The organism is Caballeronia arationis, from assembly GCF_001544975.2.
Classification (GTDB): domain Bacteria; phylum Pseudomonadota; class Gammaproteobacteria; order Burkholderiales; family Burkholderiaceae; genus Caballeronia; species Caballeronia arationis.
This window is the reverse complement of sequence record NZ_FCOG02000073.1, coordinates 1-17,747: the sequence shown is the minus strand read 5'-3', so window position 1 is coordinate 17,747 and position 17,747 is coordinate 1. Positions and strand designations below refer to the sequence as shown.

General features: G+C 60.0%; 12 protein-coding genes and 2 pseudogenes. 9 read left to right on the top strand and 5 right to left on the bottom strand.

The window, feature by feature from the left end:
• Window positions 1-33 precede the first annotated feature (33 nt).
• The 7 genes from AWB81_RS28995 to AWB81_RS28965 all read left to right on the top strand — a co-directional run bounded on the left by AWB81_RS28995 (window position 34) and on the right by AWB81_RS28965 (window position 10,756).
• Window positions 34-1,326: a hypothetical protein gene (locus tag AWB81_RS28995; RefSeq protein WP_062640046.1), complete on the top strand. Its 1,293-nt coding sequence runs from the start codon at window positions 34-36 to the stop codon at window positions 1,324-1,326.
• Window positions 1,323-2,258, top strand: a complete 936-nt coding sequence (locus AWB81_RS28990; protein ID WP_062640044.1) for a hypothetical protein — start codon at window positions 1,323-1,325, stop codon at window positions 2,256-2,258. The genes AWB81_RS28995 and AWB81_RS28990 overlap by 4 nt, the downstream gene beginning before the upstream one ends.
• A complete protein-coding gene (locus AWB81_RS28985) occupies window positions 2,255-5,302 on the top strand; it encodes a DEAD/DEAH box helicase family protein (RefSeq protein ID WP_062640042.1) in 3,048 nt (1,015 codons plus the stop codon). The genes AWB81_RS28990 and AWB81_RS28985 overlap by 4 nt, the downstream gene beginning before the upstream one ends.
• Window positions 5,303-5,599: 297 nt before the next feature.
• Window positions 5,600-7,066: a hypothetical protein gene (locus tag AWB81_RS28980; RefSeq protein WP_144444198.1), complete on the top strand. Its 1,467-nt coding sequence runs from the start codon at window positions 5,600-5,602 to the stop codon at window positions 7,064-7,066.
• The gene (locus AWB81_RS28975) at window positions 7,063-7,863 is read left to right on the top strand and encodes a hypothetical protein (RefSeq protein WP_062640039.1); all 801 of its coding nucleotides are present in this window, start codon (window positions 7,063-7,065) and stop codon (window positions 7,861-7,863) included. The genes AWB81_RS28980 and AWB81_RS28975 overlap by 4 nt, the downstream gene beginning before the upstream one ends.
• A gap of 121 nt (window positions 7,864-7,984) precedes the next feature.
• A complete protein-coding gene (locus AWB81_RS28970) occupies window positions 7,985-9,577 on the top strand; it encodes a hypothetical protein (RefSeq protein ID WP_144444197.1) in 1,593 nt (530 codons plus the stop codon).
• Between the two features lie 18 nt (window positions 9,578-9,595).
• Entirely contained in the window at window positions 9,596-10,756 is a 1,161-nt protein-coding gene (locus AWB81_RS28965) for a coiled-coil domain-containing protein (RefSeq protein ID WP_062640035.1), read from the top strand.
• Between the two features lie 350 nt (window positions 10,757-11,106).
• Here the strand turns inward: AWB81_RS28965 and AWB81_RS28960 are convergent.
• From AWB81_RS28960 to AWB81_RS28940, 5 genes and pseudogenes are all read right to left on the bottom strand, one after another.
• Window positions 11,107-11,364 (bottom strand): annotated as a pseudogene (locus AWB81_RS28960) (transposase domain-containing protein); the annotation flags it as partial.
• An 88-nt stretch (window positions 11,365-11,452) separates the two neighbouring features.
• The gene (locus AWB81_RS28955) at window positions 11,453-12,448 is read right to left on the bottom strand and encodes a tyrosine-type recombinase/integrase (RefSeq protein ID WP_062640033.1); all 996 of its coding nucleotides are present in this window, start codon (window positions 12,446-12,448) and stop codon (window positions 11,453-11,455) included.
• Window positions 12,445-12,873 (bottom strand): annotated as a pseudogene (locus AWB81_RS47065) (site-specific integrase); the annotation flags it as partial. The gene AWB81_RS28955 and the pseudogene AWB81_RS47065, both read right to left, overlap by 4 nt.
• Before the next feature lie 393 nt (window positions 12,874-13,266).
• A complete protein-coding gene (locus AWB81_RS28945) occupies window positions 13,267-14,475 on the bottom strand; it encodes an IS91 family transposase (protein ID WP_062640032.1) in 1,209 nt (402 codons plus the stop codon).
• A gap of 8 nt (window positions 14,476-14,483) precedes the next feature.
• A complete protein-coding gene (locus tag AWB81_RS28940) occupies window positions 14,484-15,362 on the bottom strand; it encodes a tyrosine-type recombinase/integrase (protein ID WP_062640030.1) in 879 nt (292 codons plus the stop codon).
• 609 nt (window positions 15,363-15,971) lie between these two features.
• Between AWB81_RS28940 and ltrA the strand changes: the two genes are divergently transcribed.
• Together ltrA and AWB81_RS47060 are read left to right on the top strand one after the other, a co-directional pair.
• A complete protein-coding gene (ltrA, locus tag AWB81_RS28935; RefSeq protein ID WP_062640027.1) occupies window positions 15,972-17,309 on the top strand; it encodes a group II intron reverse transcriptase/maturase in 1,338 nt (445 codons plus the stop codon).
• Between the two features lie 247 nt (window positions 17,310-17,556).
• Window positions 17,557-17,747: hypothetical protein (locus AWB81_RS47060; protein WP_235025948.1), on the top strand; the 191-nt coding region annotated here is incomplete at its 3' end.

The following is a 17,747-nucleotide window of genomic DNA, read 5'->3' as shown; positions in this document are numbered from 1 at the left end:
TCCGGCGAGCACAACCAGTCGATATACGTCGTAATGCAAACATCCGCCTTCTTCTTCACCGAACTGGACGAGAGCCTCCGTCCAAAGGGCAGCCGCGATCCGATCGGGCTGGAACCTGTCTGGTCGCAGGTCGGACGCAGGCTCGTTGGCAATCTCACGACCGTCACGCGCAGTCTCGACAACTTCATCGTGACCCTGGTCGGCTTTGCCATCGCCGCACAGGGTGGTAGCAGTAAGGACGAAACTGAACCGGGCAGTTCGGAGTTCTATCTGCGTTTCGAGCGCTTCGAGCAACTGGCCGCGTGGGGCCGCTTTGCTCACGGCCGTCCCGATGTCGTCGGCACCCGCATCATCGCGTCGAGAGATCAGGATCGCAAGGACGGCAAAGTGGCGATCGGGGCGGGCACCGCAGCCAAAATTCTCGGCGATCAGCGCCGTTCCGGCTTGTGGGGTCTGTATTCGACCGCGCTGATGGCTACCGGTCTCGTCGATGCAAAGCGCAGGCTGAAGGTGGAAGGGTATCGCATTGTGAAGCCGTTTCTCTACTACTACTACGCCTCGCCCGCAATGAAGACGCTGCGCATGCACATGGATGACCCGGCACGCACGATCCACGTCAATCCACTTGAACTCGACATCGGTCCGCTGCTTGAATCGCCCGGACGCGATGCACTGGCCGTGCGTCTGCTGCGCGAGGGCGAGGGCCCGATGCAGAAGGCCATCTACGATCGCATGCGCAGTCCGGATTTCGGCTGCTTCGATAAGATCAGCACGCTGTTCACGGCGCTGGCGTCAGACTCATCGGCCAATGCAAAGCTGTCGTCCTATGCGCAGAACGTGATTCTCCTAGAGCGCACGCTCGTCGTCGTCGCGGCGGCGTTCGACTTCCTGCTCGGTCCGCAATCGCGGCCGCTCGCGGATGTCATGCAGACGTTCGTCAATAGCGGCTGGGACGACTTTTCCCTCTGGAATTCGCTGACGCCGCCCGAAGATACGTTTCGACGCCTATTCACGGGCGTCTGGCAACGGCGCGTAGAGCGCCTGTACGAGATCGTCGGACATCTCTGCGCGGGGCAGCTCGCCGAGTTCATTCACGCGCTGCTTGCGTTCCATGCCGACATCATGCGCGAGCGCGGCGGTCCGGCGTGGGTGCAGATCGATAGCACCGGCGCTATGCGCGGCATCATGGGCGAACAGCGCGCCCTGCCGCAATCGAAGACTGTGCTCGCAAGCTGGAACAACGATTACTTCATCGGCGCCTTCATTGCGCTGATGCGCAACACGCCCGCATATAATGACGGCGCCGATCGAGGACTGGCCGCATGACGAACTTCCGAACCCTCGCGCACGGCTTGGGCGAAGCGAGCGCGGGCGCGCACATCACGCACGCGCTTTTTACGAGCTTCGCGTTCGAGACGAACTTCTTCGAGGCGAACATCGTCCCGCTGCTGCTCGAATCGACCGATGCGATGTCCTCGCATGAAGGTGTGCGCCGTCTGCAACTGAACGAAAAGCTCTGTTTGATGCCCGATAGCGCGCGCCCCGAAATCGAAGTTTTCGTCGATGCGAACGCGGCGGATCGAGCCGTTCCGTGGCTGCCGTATCAACTGCACGCGGTGCAGATGAGCGGCGCATTTCACGGCAAGGTGATTTTGCTGCGCCTCGAGCGCGGTGAGAACGGCAATGTGGGCACGGAATGGGTGCTCGGCTGCGGATCGGCGAATCTTACGTTTGCGGGCTGGTGGGAAAACATCGAGACCTGGCATTTCACCGCGCCGTTCAGCGCGAACGCAGTGCCCGCCGACATTTTCCCCGATCTGAACCGCATGCTGGACTGGCTGCGCGAGATGTCGCCGAATCGCCGGCATGGCGTGCAAATGCGCCCGCGTGAGACGAATACGGCCGGCGCGCCGGACAAACGGGATCTTGCGCGCTATTACCTTTGCACCGAGCGCACCGATTCATTCAAGACGATGCTCACGCGCATGAAGCCGCAAGCCGCCAACGAAGAGTTTGACGAAATCGAAAGCTGGGTCGTCCTGCACTGGATCAAGCTGATTGCGGGCGAGCACGCTGGCATCGGTGACGACGTGGGGCGCTGCGCGAACGAACTGATCGATGCACTGCGCACCGGTCCGCTGCGCGATCTTCCGCAAGACAAGCTCGACTGGCTTAGCGCCGCCTTTCTGGGCGATCCCGAAGAAGGCGCATCTATCACGAACGACACGGAATCGGAATGCGACGAGGTCACGGCATGAGCTTCACGCCCACACGCCAGTCGACGGCGTTTATGCGCGAACAGTGTTTCTGGTCACGCTCGCAGGCCGAGCAGATTCTCGATCTGTCCGGCGGCGATAAGGAACTTGTCGCGCTGGGCGACAGCCAGTTGCGCGGCGCAATCGCCCTGCATTCGATGCTGCTGCGGCACGGCACCGCTTATCTCGCCGATGAAGTCGGCATGGGCAAAACATATGTCGCGCTTGCGGTGGTCGCACTGCTGCGTTGCTACAAGCCCGATCTGCGCGTGCTGTACATCACGCCTTCCCGCAACGTGCGAAAGAAATGGGCCGGCCGCGAATGTGATGCGATGAACAGGGCGCTCGACTTCAAGCTCGCTTTGAAGATGAATGCGGCATCCGGGTCACAACCGGTGCGGCATCGCTGGGCGTTCACGCCGCGCGAGGCGGCTACGGTCGCGGACCTTGTGAACGGCCATCGTCATGATGAGAAAGACGTTTTTATCTCCTATTCGGCTTTCAGTTTTCAACTCGACGATGATGCCGCCAAGTGGAAGAAGTCGCTCGAAGCATGGCCCGATTCCGACGAGTGGGCCGGCATCACTGACAAGCGCGAGGTGAAGGAGCGCGTTGCGCGCCGGGTGTTCGAGACGATACGCGAGCATGGCTACGATTTGCTCGTGTTCGACGAAGCACATCTGTTGCGATCGAAGGATTCAGACCGCGCCGCGTTTATCAAGAGTGCGTTGCGCGGGCCGCGTAACGACGAGCCGGTTTTTCGCGGTGCACTGTTGCTGTCCGCTACGCCATTTGATCGCGACGTCAACCAGTTGCGGGCACAACTTGAAGTCGCCGAGCCTAGCGGGGGGCAGTTGCGCATGCGTCTGCATGGTCTGAAGCCGCTCGATGAGGGCACTGGCGCCCGCGACTGGAGCAATGTGCAGCGCGCACTTGCGACGTTCATGGTGCGCCGCCCTCACACGCTCGTATGCGGCGACGGCGAGGAGCGTTCTCGCAATCAGTATCGCGTGGAGTATCGGCGTGAGGCCGCCATCGGGCTGCGTCAGCCTGCCACGGACGAAAAGCCGGAAGAACGCTCGGAGCGTCTGTTGCAGCGGCTCTACACGGCCGTCGTGCAGAAAAGACTGGTCGAGTCCGAAGAGACCACGAGGTTTCCGCTGGCAATGTTTTCATCGTGGGAATCGTATTCACCGAAGCAGAGTGCGTGTTCGCCCAAAGAGCCTGCAACCGAAATGCTCGATGTGCGCGGCGACGCGAAGAAGGGCACCGCCGAGGTCTCGAAGGATGCCGGTCTGCTGTCGAAGTTGTCGGAATCGTGGTGCAGACGCTTTCCGCATGACGAGCCGCCGCATCCGAAGCTCGAGCGGGAGGCGCGGCGCATCGCGCGAGCGGCGTTCGAATCGGGCGACAAGCAACTCGTATTCGTTCGCCGCATCCGCAGCATTTCCGATCTGAAGGCGCGCATTGACGGCGCTTACGACTTCTGGCTTGCGCAGATTCTCGAGGCGGAAACCGGTGTGCAGAACGAGACGTGGCGCCGCTTCGGCCGTGACCGCAAGCCGCGCGGGACGCAGGCGGGCAACGCGCAGCGAGTCGAGGCGTCGGAAGGGCGCGATGCTGTGTTGGCAGCATCGTTCGAGAACCTCTTTTGCTGGTTTTTCCGCGGCACGAACGATCAAGCCGGCGACAAGCTTGCGGCTATGTCCGGACGGCCGACGCCGCACCGTTTGCGCGACGATCTCACGACGCAGACGAACTGGCGTTCGCTGCTTGGCGAAACCGACTGGCGGCAGCTGCTGCAAGACTGGCTCGGAGATATCGAAGCAAATCAATATGCCGAGCTCGCGCGCATCGCGAGTACGTTCAGCCGTACGTCGCAGCGCACGCGGCTCGACAACTTCCGGCAATTGCAGACCGCGTGGCTCATCATGCGGCAGCGCGACTGGGATGCCGGCTCGCCGCAGGGCAAGGCGTGTTCGCTTCTGATCCGCTGGTCGAGCGAATCGTATGCTCGCGGAGCAAAGCATCAACTTGCCGATATCGACGTTGCGACCGCACGCGACACGCTCGACGCACCGACCCTGATGCGCGGTTTCGCCAACCAGAAGCTGCTCGACGACCTTTGGCCGCTCTGCGCACAGCTAAAAGCGGCTTGTTGCAAAGGCGAGGCCGATGAAGAGTTGCTTGCCGAATTCGATTTGTATCGGGAAGTGCTGTTTGCGCTAACGCGGCTGGATCATCCGTTCATCGATCTGTGGTTGTCCTGTCCCGTCGATGCGGAATCGGAGCGCCGTCTTGTGGTGGAAGAGCAGGTGCGCGCGTTCTGTGCGCGGCTCGCAACGCAGTCGCGCGAGAAGACATCGTTCAATAGCTACCGCGTGCTCCGGCAGCTCGCGCAAGGGTGGAAATATCTTCTGAAAACCAATCTCGCGGATATCAAGTCCAAACGGCGCAAATCCGGTCGATATGATCACGGCGCGGAACGGCAGACGTGGCGCAGGACGATTTCGCAGCGTATTACGTCGATCGAACCGGTCGAATGGGCGAGCGGTCAGAACGCTGCCTCACGGCCGGATATCGCCTGGCGGTTTCGCATGCCTGGCTATCCGATGGCGCTCGTTTCGACGAGCGTGTTCCAGGAAGGCGAGGATCTCCACACGTACTGTTGCAACGTCACGCACTTTGGGATTTCAGGAAGCCCGATCGGCATCGAGCAGAAGAACGGCCGAGTGGATCGCGTGGGATCACTATCGCAGCGCTTGTTGCGCGAGACGTTCAAGAGCGGCGAAGACGCGCTGCGTGCGCGCGGCATCGGAATTCGCTTTCCGCATCTGACGGAAAGCCTCGAATGGCTTCAGATACGCGATCTCGCCACGCGCCTAAACGATTATCAGCGTTCGCTGCATCGCCTGGAGGAAGTTCAAAAGCTGCAAAGTCCGGACATGAAGACGGCTTTGCTCGACAACAACGAAATTCCCGAGCAATTGCACGACATGATGACTTCGCCATTCACGCCGCGGCTGGCGGAATGGCAGGAGCTTTAGCGAAGGATGACACCGTTTCGCGCTTAGCTGGACGGCGCCCTGGCTTCATACTCATCGCCGCTGTTACTGCTATAAAGTCGATGCATATTTCGTCGTTATCGAGTGTGGACAGGCTGAGTATGTTTTACGTTTGCGCAAGTTTCCGGACGTGATCGAAAGCGTTGTTCAGGCCACATACACCGGTAGATTAGCTTGTGACCACGCCTCGGATGCGCTAACGTTCATCGAAAAATGTGCCGGGGATTTGCCATCTTTGGCGAAGAGCACAATAGACCATCAGACAAAGATATAAACATCATGGGGCTTTGGAGAAAGTTCGTTGAGTGGCTCTTCACGCCAACGGATAAGTCAGGTGCGCGCGGATCCGACGAGCCCCGCGACGTCGACGAAAACGCGATCGCGAAAGAGTTGAATCTCGAGCAGGAGGCGCAACGCCTCGGCGCAGCGGGACAACCCGCGCCGGATTCTACGTTGCCTCTCGGCATTGAAGCGCAGATCGTCCAGCGTGTCGACAAGGCGCGCCTAGACTTCGTCGCATGGGCCTCTACGCGACTGTCAATTCTCAACGCGGATCTTGCCAAAGTCGATGTCACTGCGGTAACGCAGAATGCGCGTCAGACCGGCCAGGAGTTTTCCCGCAGGGCCGACGCCTTGCTGAGCGAGCGGGCACCGTTGCTGAAGTCTCTCAGTTCCACGGCGAGAAACGCCGAAGAGGAGTTGAACGCTTTTCGCGCGGCGAATGGTCTTACGCGCGACGCACAGTTCCCCGAAGGCGCGGGCAGATTCTTGCGATTTTCGGCGTTGGCAGCCTTCATTGTCATCGAAGCAGTGCTCAACGCGAACCTCTTCGCAGTGGGTTTGGAGGGCGGTCTGATCGCCGGATTTGTCTATGCAGCCACGTTCGCATTCTTGAACGTGATAGCAGCGTTCCTGCTGGGTCGATACGTCATCCGGCAAATGTTTCATCGTTCGGCGCTGAACAGACTTGCCGGAATTGCCGGATTGCTATTTTCGATGCTGGTGATGCTAACCATCAGCCTCGTGATCGCGCATTTCCGCGACGCGCTTGTATCGGATGTGAGCAATCCGAGCAAGTCGGCCCTGGCAAGCTTGGTGCACGCGACGTTCGCCATCGACGACATCAATTCCTGGCTTCTTCTAGGTTTGAGCCTCTTGTTTGGAATTGGCGCGTTAGTTGACGGACTGAGCCTTGACGATCGATATCCCGGCTATGGAAGGCTCGCTCGGCGGTACGCCCAAGCTGAATCCGACTATCAGGACGAGGTCAGCTCGCTGCGCGAAGACTTGGAGAGCATCAAGGATGAGATGCTCGAACGGCTGGAAAGCGACACCCGGAGCGCGCAGGCCCTACTTGTCCGCCATGAATCTCTGCTCGAGCAGAAAGAGAAGACGCGGCTGCGGTTCAAGGGCAGTCTGTTCAATGCCCAGCGTTGTATGGAAGCGCTCGTGACACGCTTCCGTACGGAAAACAAGCTCCATCGAAAGGGCTTGCCATTACCGCCCAGCTTCTCGGTAATGCCGGTGCTGGAGCAACTTCAACAGCCGGACTTCCGCATTGCGGAGGGAACTGCAGCGCTCGCAGAGCAACGCGCATGCGTCAAGGAACTCATGGGACAGGTGCAAGAAGTAAAAGCGGCGATCCAGTCTGGATTCACCCAGAAGTTCAATTCGCTGGTGGCGCTAGACGAGCAGCTTTACGTCGCGCCGCGCGCCAGCGAAACGCTCGTGGGAGCAGCTGCATGAGACGAGGTCGAGCAGCTGCGAAACGCCGCAACCGCAACATCATCTTCAGCGTCATTCTTGTGACGTTCGTCGCCGCAGTGACGGGCGGCGCTGGATACTTGTACTTCAATCGCTCCGAAGGACTCGGTGCCCGACAGTGTCCCGTCGCGGGTCCGTCGGGTCAGGTTGTCCTGCTCGTCGACAAGACCGATCCGTTAACGTTCACTCAGAAGCAAGCGTTCCAGACCCTGCTCGATTCGCTGGTTTCACGCGAACTTCCACCCGGCTATTTACTGACGGTCTTCGCGCTGGGCGGTGATTTTAAGTCGTCTGCCGAGCCGGTTTTCAACGAGTGCAACCCGGGCAGCGGGGCGAACGCCAGCGTACTGACTTCGAATCCCGAGCATCTGAAGAAGCGTTTCGAGGAGCGGTTCCGCAAGCCAATGCTGCACCTTGCCGATGAACTGCAGACGACTCAACCCGCGCGCATATCGCCTGTTCTTGAGATGCTGCAAATGACGGCCATCAACGGTTTCCGCAAGGAGAACGTGAATGGTCCGCGTCGGCTCATCATCGTTTCAGACATGCTGCACAACACTTCCGACTACACGATGTATCAAGGCACGCTGGATTTTTCCCGCTTCCACGATTCTGACTATGGCCGTCGGATGAGCACAAATTTCGGTAGAGTGGACGTCGAACTTCAGTATCTGCTCACCACACCACGCTTGCAGACGCGACGTCAGCTCAAGTTCTGGGAAGACTATTTCGCGGCCAGCGGTGGCCGAATCGTTTCCGTTCGACCAGTCGAGGGCTGATCTCATGCACAACCTGCTTTCGATTCCGGTGCGGAAGCTATTTATCGTCACATTCGGGCTCAAGGTCTTTTCCTCGGGCATCGGCTGGCTAATACACGATCCCTGGTTCTTTGGGTGCATATTGCCGCTCGCGATCATGGCCAACTATATTGTGCTCGGCGTGAAGCGCACGGACCGAACTGTCACGGACGAAAAATTCGCGGATAGCTGCTACTACCTCGGCTTTATCTTCACCATCACGTCCATCATTTTCAGCCTGTTCGACCTGCCCAATATCGGTAGTCGTATGTCGCTCATCTCGATGCGCTTCGGCACGGCGATGCTGAGCACGGTGTTTGGGCTGATCGTCCGTGTCTACTGGGTAAGCTTCCGTACAGATGTCGCCGATGCCGTTCAGGCTGCCGAGGAAGGTGTCGTGGAAGCGGCTCATCGTCTGCGCGAGCAATTGGCCATGGCTCTCGAACAGTTTCGGGATTTCCAGTCGCAAGTGCAGGACGCGACGAGTATGTCCATTGCGAAGGTGAACGTCGGCGTGGAAGAACTCGCCAAATCGTACGCGGCGAAATTGAGCGAGTTCTTCGATGAACTGGCGGACCAGCACGCGAAGGCGTTCAAGGCCTCGCAGTCGGAGGTTCACAATGCCAGCGTGCAGCTCGCGCGCGCCGTCGGCGGCTACTCGAACGACATCAGGAAGAGCCTCGACAGCATCGAGAAGAAGGTGGTCCATTTCACCGACACCGTGACGCATCGTCTCGAGAATACGACCTTCCCCGACGATTATTTTTCAGAACGTCTGTCGATGCCACTAACGCAACTGGGCGATACCACGAGCGGTCTGGCCGCCGACGTGAAGCGTTCCGCCGACGAGATCAAGGCCGTGCTGGCGATGGTTCGCGAGACGTTCGCGACGGTGCAAGCGCACACTGGCCGCGTGGAGCCGGTCTTCGAGCGCTTGGCCGACCTCGCACACACGCAGGAGGCCCTGCTAGCGGGCGCCCAGTCCCAGGTCGATACGCTCAGCGCGCTCAATTCGACTCTTCGCTCGACGCAAGGAGGCATCGGCGCGATGCAGACACTGATCGCAGCGCAGTCCGGCGCGATGAGCAACCTGTCGAAGTCCGTCTCCGAACAGACCATGCAGGGCGAGCAACTGGCGATAACGTTGTCGTCACTGGATACGGCGTTGTCGGCCGTCATCTCCGACATGAGACGTCAACACGAAAGTCTGGCGAGCGCCGCGACGGGGGCGAACGCTCAGTCGCTTGCGATGGTTCGCATGGGCGAATGCATCGATGGACTGAACACCGCATTGACCCGCGTCGCCGGCTCCGTCGAACACAACTCCACGAGTACCGCGGACCTTGCCAAATACATAAAGGATGACAGGGTTGCAGCTAGCGAGGACCGTCGCATCGCGCGCGATTCACTCGAGCGCATGGTCGGGCCGGCGAGCGAATGGCCTCTGCTGCGCGGCGCCGTTCAGAGCCTGTCGGAGCAGATCAGAGATCTCAAACGCCAACTCCCGACGACAGCGACAACCTTGCCTGCGGTTCCGGCGCGGGCGCCGTCTTCCGATACGATCGTGGCTCATGCGCCGGCGTTGCTTGCCGGCGTCCCGATTCCCGCGAACGGCTTGCGTGACGACATGAAATCAGGTCCCACTTCCTGGCCCACGGCTACACCAACCGGTGCGGGGGGCGAGACGCGTGTTTGATCGTGCGGAGCGGTCATCGTGAAGCGTCCGAACGACCAGATCTTCCAGCTTTCTCTGACTGAGATCGCTTTTACCCTGACGTTCATCCTCCTCCTGTTGCTCGGATACATGGTGTTCGAGGCGAACACGCGCGAACAGGCACTTGAGCGCGAGCTGGCGGCTGCGGGAACGGTTCAGCGGAACAGGCAGGCGCTGGAACAGGCGCGTGAAGCGCTGGCGCAGGATTTGCGCCGCGCCGGCGCGAATCCTGATGAGGCTATTTCTTCGTTGCTTTCACAGTCGAAGCTGATCGAGGAGCGTAACCAGTTGAAGATGCGGGTTGACGATCTCGACAAGCAGTTGAGCGCCCTGACCGAACTCAAGCGCGCGCTCGACTCCGCGCAGAGCCGGCTCGATGATCAGGACAACGTGCGGACCCAGATCGTCGAAGCGTTGGCGCTCAAAGCGAAGCTCGAGAAGAAGCTGCTCGAAATGCAGCAGGATGACGTGACGGACACGGCCAGCCGCCGCTCGCCCGCCAGCGCCGCGGAAGGCACGAGCGCTGCATCGTCGATCGGTTCTGGCGATGCGTCGGCCGTTCGCCAGGATTCGTCGGACTTCGCCTCTCAGATTTTGGCTGGAATGTCGCTGAGAGAGGAAGTCCAGAAAGCATTGCACAAGGAGTTGAACAGGACGTATGTCATCGGGCAGGAAGCGAGTCTCGCGGCCGAACTCGTGTCGGCGCGCAAGCAGCTCGCCGCGCAGCAACAGATTCCGAACGTCGAGCGTGTGGCGAAGGAAAACGCGGACCTGCGCGGCCAGGTTGTATTTTTGAAGGCGAAACTCGATGCGCGTGGTGGCCGCGACTATCCGCCCTGCTGGGCCGACGAAAAGACCGGCAAAGTGGAGTTCCTGTTTAGCATCGAAATCGCTCCGGACGGCTTGCACATCAAGCCGTCCTGGCCAGAATGGCGGGCGCAGGATGCTGCCGCGCTCCCAGGCATCGACAAATTGACGGAATCTTCTCCATTGTCGCTGCCGGAGTTCAACACGAGGATGCAGGGCATCGATCGCCTGAGCAAAGCGAAAGAGTGCCGCTACTACGTCTACATCAAAAATCGGGTGACGGATCTTGAGTCGTTTAATCGCTCTCGATATTCAATCGAGAACTTCTTTTACAAGCTCGAACTGCGCGGCTAGCGGAAACTCACGGCTCGTAAGAGGTGGCATCGACCTCCGCGCAGGCGACGTCGTCGGCCAGATGAGACCGACCATATACTGAAGAGGGAAGCAATGTCCGAAGCGATGAAGACTTTCAAGGCCGGACAGTACACTCTGGTTGCTAGAGTTATCGACTCGGTTTGCCATGGTGTTCTGTGGGCCAATGGGAAAAAAGCAGTCGAAGTGCGGGGAGAAACTCTGGACGAGGGTAAGCGGTAGTTTCAGCACACCGAACAGGGGATCGCTTGCAAGCTAAGGGCGAGCATGGCTGCGTCTAGGGGTCTTGATGGCGTGCGCGCCAACGCGATGGTCGGAGCGTGTCCGCTGCGTCAGCTGACGCTGGCCTCAGCCTGCCGCTTGGCGTAGTTGAACGGCAGCAGATCGCGAATGTCAACGTCCGGGGGCCGCTGCGGTAACTCGGTTAGCACGTGCAGCAGCCAGGCATGCGGTTCGACGCCGCAGGCTCGGCACGTGAGCATCAGACTGTAGACGATCGCGCTTGCTTTCGCACCGGCTTCCGTATCGCTGAACAGCCACGATTTTCTCGCGGTGGCAAACGGCCTGATGTCGCGCTCGATGACATTATGCCGAGTCCCCGATTATGCCGCGTCATGAATCAACTTCCATAACGATTGGGTGGATCCCGGTTCCGCGTTGGTCCGATTGTCGGCATTATCAGAGAGCCTCCAGGAAGGCGAGCAGCGGGTCTGGGGGTTTGTAACGTGTTGGTGCGATGCCACTCGCTGTTGCGTGCGCGAGCGCGCGTTCCTTGAGTTGCATGTCGGCGTGCAAATAGATCTGAGTAGTCTCGGAGGATTCGTGCCCGAGCCAGAGCGCGATCACGGATAGGTCTACGCCGTGATGCAACAAGCTCATCGCCGCCGCATGTCGAAGCGTGTGAGGCGTTACGGATTTTTTCTTCAGCGAGGGACACGAGAGACTCGCGATTTCGGCGTTGCGCGACACGAGTCGCTGAAGGGCATCGGCACTGAGATGACCGCCACGCGAACTGGGGAAGACCGGATCACCTGGTTCGCCTGGTTGATACAACAGCCATCCTTTCAGGACGGCAATGACATCCGGTCGCAGCGGCGTGCATCTCATCTTTCTGCCTTTGCCAAGGCAACGAACGTGGGCGCCTGTGCCGAGCATCACATCCTGACGCCGGAGCGCGGTCAATTCGCTGTTGCGCAGACCCGTTTGAACCGCTACAAGAAGCAGTGTTCGATCGCGGTTGCCGATCCATGTTCGTACGTCGGGCGCCTCTACGAGAGCGGCTGCTTCGCTCTCAGTAAGAAACTCAACAGGGCCGTGTTCGCAACGTTTGGAAGGAATAGCAAGAATGCGCTGACACTGCAGAAACAACGCTGGTTCGCTGACGGCGACGAACCGGAAGAAGGCATGCACCGCGGCAAGCCGCGTATTACGTGTCCGCACCGAATTGCCTCTGCCATGTTCGAGGTGCTGTAGGAATCTCTCGATCAACGACACGTCGAAGTCTTCGATTCGCAGCTTTGACGGCGCGCGCCCGATATGCTTCGTGGCGAACGCTAGCAGCAGCCGGAACGTGTCACGGTAACTTGCCACCGTATGCGAACTCAGACCTTGCTGCTCGAGCAGGCGTTGGGTAAAGAACCTTTGAACGAGGGAGGGAAGACTGGCCGCGCTCACGGCCGTTCTCCCGGACAATTCTTGTTGAGATAGCCTGCCGCGAGTTCAAGCAACTCAGGAACCGCTTCGATGTACCAGTACGTAAGACCGATGTTGACATGCCCGAGGTAGGTGGCAAGTTTCGGCAGTTCCCGACTGACGTCCAGACCGGCGCGATACCACTCGACCAGCCTCCCAGTCGCGAAGCTATGCCGGAAGTCCTGGAGGCGCGGGCCGTAACCATCGCGCCCATCCTCCGTCGCCAATCGCAGACCAATGGCGCGCGACATTCTGACGAACATGCTTCGTGCACTGCAGGCCTTCAGTCGGTTGCCGCGCTCATTGACGAGAAACGCCTCGCTCAATCGTAAAGGACAGAGTTGATCGCGTTTCTGGGCATAATGTTCGAGTGCCGTCCGGGTCGATTCTGCGACAGGAACAAAGCGCGACTTGCCGCTACGCCGCTAGCGGCGTAGCGAGTGCAGAGGTTTTTTTGATTGGCGATCGCGACCAGGAACGCGTGAACAGGCCGGTCGGAGTCGGCCCGCGATCGGTAATCAAAAAAACGTTTGTGCTAAACCGCTCCGCAGGAGTTCGCTTCTATGGGCATTGAATGAATCGCGTGGTGATTTGCGATAGCCGGTACGTGGCCATTGCAGGTCGGAAGCGAGCGGTCTGAAGGAGCTGGTGGAGCGCAGACAGTGAGAGTGCGAGGGTCAATGGTGAGGTAGTGCAGAGTTTCTGCGGCATTGTGATCGAGCGACAACGCCAGAGCACGAGGGGGCTCGCGTTGGCCGCATGGGGGAAGGCCAACGTGCTCGGGGTGATGGTGATGCCGGTCAGTGAACATGGCTGGGGTCAGGTGGAGCGCGCGGCTGGATGCCGGGCACGCCGGCTTCGATGCGTATCATATGGCCCTTGCCGCACATGGGGCAATCGCGCAGTGACCTGCCGGTGAGCCGCTGGTAACGGTCACGGTAGTCCTCGCCGGAGGCAGGTAATGCAGCGACGGGCTGCTCGACGCCGAGCAGCCGCCGGCAGGTGGCCAGTTGCGCTGTCCGGTGACAGTTGGCAAGCCACCCGTAGCTGCGGATGCGCTTAAGACCGTCGGGCAGCACGTGCAACAGGAAGCGGCGGATGAACTCGTCGGCTCTCAGGGTCATGGTCCTGTGGCGGGCTTCGTGCCGGTAGTCCTTCCACCGGAACAGCACCGAATCGCCATCAAAGCGCAGCAGCCGGTTATTCGAGATGGCCACGCGATGCGTGTAGCGGCCCAGGTAGTCGAGCACCTGTTGGGCGCCGCCAAATGGTGGTTTGGCGTAGACCACCCACTCGGCCTGGGCGGCGGGCGCAAGCCACGCGGCGAACGCCTGGGGATTCCGCAGGCGTTCGAGTTGGCCATGGAAACGCAGGCCGCCGGCGTCGAATGCGCGGCCCAACTGTTCGAGGAACAGGCGGCGAAACAGGCGTGAGAGCACGCGCACCGGCAGGAAGAAGCCGGGCCGGCAGGCGATCCAGCGCTCGCCATCCGGGGCAATGCCGCCGCCTGGTACAACGCAATGCACGTGCGGATGGTGCAGCAGATTCTGCCCCCACGTGTGCAGGACCGAGAGGAAGCCGATCTCCGCACCGAGATGTTTTGGATCGGCGGCGATCGTGCGCAGCGTTTCGGCGCTGGTGCGGAACAGCATGTCGTAGAGCACGCGTTTGTTCTGGTACGCGATTGCCGCAACGGGTTCTGGCAGCGTGAAGACCACATGAAAGTACTCCACCTCGGGAAGCAGTTCGGCGCGCCGGCGTTCGAGCCAATGCGCACGGGCGAGTGACTGGCACTTCGGGCAGGCGCGATGCCGGCACGAGTTGTAGGTGATGCGTTGATGCCCACATGCATCGCATTGCTCGACATGTCCGCCGAGTGCGGCGGTACGGCACAGTTCGATGGCGCTCATCGCGCGCCGCTGGGTACGACTAAGGGCGTCGGCATGGGTCTGCCGGTACTGCGGGCCGCAGCAGCGGAAGATGTCGGCCACTTCGAGCGCTGGTCTCATCGCCAGATTCAGAAGTACTCGGGCGCAGCGGGTGCAGACGGAGTGGGTTCAGGGCGCGGAAGAAGGTCGAAGGGACTGGTGGTAGCGCATACAGTGCTCGTGGCCACTTTAAGGTAGCGCGAAGTTGTGGACAGGGACCTATGGCCCATGAGCAGTTGGATCCTGCGCACGTCGGTACCGGCTTCCAGCAGATGCGTGGCGAACGCGTGACGCAAAGAATGCGGTGTTATTGGCTTCTGGATCCCGCTGTGCTTACGTGCAAGCTGGCATGCCTGTCCGACGGCATCGCGACTGATGGGTTGGCCGGGAATGTTGCCCGGAAACAGCCACTCGCGCGGGTGGGCGTCGTGCCAGTACGTTCGCAGGATCTCGAGCAGCCGCGGCGAGAGCATCACGTACCTGTCCTTGCGATTCTTGCCCTGGTTCACACGGATGACCATGCGCTTGCTGTCGATGTCGGTGACCTTCAGGTGGACAACTTCTGACACCCGCAGGCCCGCTGCGTAGGCAACCATTAGAATGGCCCGGTGCTTTAGGCTGGCAATGGAGTCGAAGAAGGTGGTGATCTCCTCGAGACTCAGGACGACCGGTAGTCTGAACGGCTTCTTCGGCAGCGGGAAATCCTCGTCGCTCCAGTCACGTTTGAGCGTCACCCGGTAGAGGAAACGCAGTGCGCCGATCGTTGCGCCGAGACTGGCGGGTGCGAGCTTGCGTTCTTCGCGAAGGTAGACGAGCCAGGCGCGGATCTCCTCGGGACCTAGCAGTTCTGGCGAGCGGCGGAAGTGTCGGGCGAAACTGGATACCTGAATCAGATAGGACTTCTGGGTATTATCCGCAAGGTTGCGGATCTGCATGTCATGCAGCATGCGTTGGCGCAGCGGCGTCATGGCGAACCTCCTGGAAGCAGCGGGTGGAATGCCCAACCGGGCGTTCACATACTGCTCCTGGCGATACGGCTCACCTCGCTGGGGTTCAGCGCCAGACAACCCTCTTCATGAAACGTCAGCCATAAACCTGTGCCCACCTCCCACTACCGCGTCAGCGGTTTAGTGTACGCCCGTGATGGCGTGCCATCTGCAGGGTGAAAGTCCCTGTCGGAGTTGGCCACAGCTCCGTAGCTGAAGGTAACTGCGTCGTCGCGAGACGGGGTGGGGAGTAACCGGAAGCGAACTGTCGATCCGTAGGTTAACGAACCTGTTTCGGCGGGGTATGGCGGCGAGCCTGCACTAAAGTGGCGAAGCCTGGAAGTAACACAGCACGCTGTCGTGGTGGACAAAGCGGTGCGGTGGCGTACCACGTGTTTGAGGACGGAACGATGGGATGGTGGCACGAAGCAAGCGGGGAGACCTGCCGGCGAGGTGAACGCTGGCAGGAGTCAGAGTCCCGATAGTACTGCACACGGAAGCATTGAACCGTGGAGACCTGCGTCAGAGCAAAAGGCGCACTAGGGAAGCGGGGCAGGAAAGTTGATAGCAAAAGACCGGAACGAGGCAAAGATGAAGATCGAAGCATCGCCAGTGTCGGAAACGACTAGACGAGATGCAGGTGCGCTGGGAAGCTGCGTGCAGCGGAAATTCGCGCCAGCCACAATCTGGACGGACGCTATGTTGGCTGCTCTACAAAACGGAGTTAAAGGAGGTAAATGGCACAGTCTGATTGACAAGGTGTTTCGCCTGGACACGCTCGCGCTGGGTTGGGCTCAGGTCGAGAAGAACGCCGGGGCGGCGGGAGTGGACCGCATGAGCGTGAAGCGATTCGCGCAAGCGCGGGACCGCTATCTTGCTGAACTGGCGCATGCATTGCAGGATGGTAGCTATCGCCCGCAGCCGGTGCGGCGCGTCTACATACCGAAAGGTAAAGGACGTCGTCCGCTCGGTATACCCGCTGTGAAGGACCGCGTGGTTCAAGCGGCCCTGAAGCTGGTGATCGAGCCGATCTTTGAGCATGAGTTCGAGCCGCGAAGCTACGGCTTCCGCCCGGGCTTGGGCTGCAAGGATGCGCTGCGCGAAGTGGACCGGCATGTGAAAGCGGGCTACTGCTGGGTGGTCGATGCCGACCTGCAAAGCTATTTTGACTCGATTCCGCACCTACCCCTTCTTGCGAGAGTGGCCGGGCGAATCGCGGACGGCCGGGTCCTGGAACTCATCCAGTACTTTCTCAAGCAAGACATCATGGAAGACATGACGCGTTGGACGCCGACTTCTGGCAGTCCACAAGGGGCGGTCGTCAGCCCCCTGTTGGCAAATCTGTACCTGCACGAGCTTGACGTGGAAATGCGCCAGGCAGGGCTGGTGATGGTGCGCTACGCGGATGACGCTGTGGTGTTATGCCGCACACGGGAGGACGCGGAAGCTGCGCTGACTCGCATGCGGGCTTGGGTGGATGCGAACGGCTTGACACTGCACCCCGACAAAACCCACGTTGGGGATTGCCGGCTGGAGGGTCATGGGTTCGAGTTTCTGGGTTACCGGTTCGAGGCGGGCCAACGTTGGGTGCGCAAGAAGAGTCTCATGGGGTTGCGGGATAAACTCCGGGCCCTCACCAAGCGTCGCCGGGGCGATTCGATCGAGGCCATCATTGCGTCGATCAACCCGATTCTGCGTGGCTGGTTTGGCTATTTCAAGCACGCCCATCGCTACACCTTCTCGTCCGTCGACGGCTTTGTTCGTCGGCGTCTGCGAGCGATCTTGCGCCGACAGCTTCATCGTCCCGGACAGGGTCGCTGCCTTCGCGATCACACTCGCTGGCCCAATGTCTTCTTCGCTAATCTTGGGCTGTTCACGATGTCCGAGGCTCATCGATTGGCGCGCCAATCCCGATGCGGAAACAACTGACTGGAGAGCCCGTCGCGGGAAAACCGCACACCGGGTTCGGAGGGAGGGGACGGCGAAGGCCGTTTCCTACCCCTATACAAGCGCAACTATGACGATCTCGCGATTATGCACAGTTCCGCGCCACGGACACCCGTTTGGCTTACAGCGACGGGTGTTTGGTCACGGGTACCAGTAGTGGACTGCGCATAATAAAAGTGCTTTCCTCAGGAGGCAGGCCGGCTAGTTCGGCTTTTTGAGGAGAAGCATCATGGACTACGACTTCGCGTTACTGCAGCGGACCCGGGCATGGTTGACGGACGGCGTCCTCAATCCCAGCTATCAAGCCTATTTGACATATTTGATTGGGCGTGGATGTCAAAGAAAAATTGAAATGTCGTACCGCCGGCTAAGTACAGATGTCGTGTTTTTGGTTGGTTGTGAAAGCTGTCTTCAACGGTT

Coding starts and splice junctions, on each gene's coding strand:
- AWB81_RS28995 (WP_062640046.1), top strand. CDS start 34: ATGCAAACATCCGCCTTCTTCTTCACCGAACTGGACGAGAGCCTCCGT.
- AWB81_RS28990 (WP_062640044.1), top strand. CDS start 1,323: ATGACGAACTTCCGAACCCTCGCGCACGGCTTGGGCGAAGCGAGCGCG.
- AWB81_RS28980 (WP_144444198.1), top strand. CDS start 5,600: ATGGGGCTTTGGAGAAAGTTCGTTGAGTGGCTCTTCACGCCAACGGAT.
- ltrA (WP_062640027.1), top strand. CDS start 15,972: ATGAAGATCGAAGCATCGCCAGTGTCGGAAACGACTAGACGAGATGCA.
- AWB81_RS28940 (WP_062640030.1), bottom strand. CDS start 15,362: ATGACGCCGCTGCGCCAACGCATGCTGCATGACATGCAGATCCGCAAC.
- AWB81_RS28985 (WP_062640042.1), top strand. CDS start 2,255: ATGAGCTTCACGCCCACACGCCAGTCGACGGCGTTTATGCGCGAACAG.
- AWB81_RS28975 (WP_062640039.1), top strand. CDS start 7,063: ATGAGACGAGGTCGAGCAGCTGCGAAACGCCGCAACCGCAACATCATC.
- AWB81_RS28945 (WP_062640032.1), bottom strand. CDS start 14,475: ATGAGACCAGCGCTCGAAGTGGCCGACATCTTCCGCTGCTGCGGCCCG.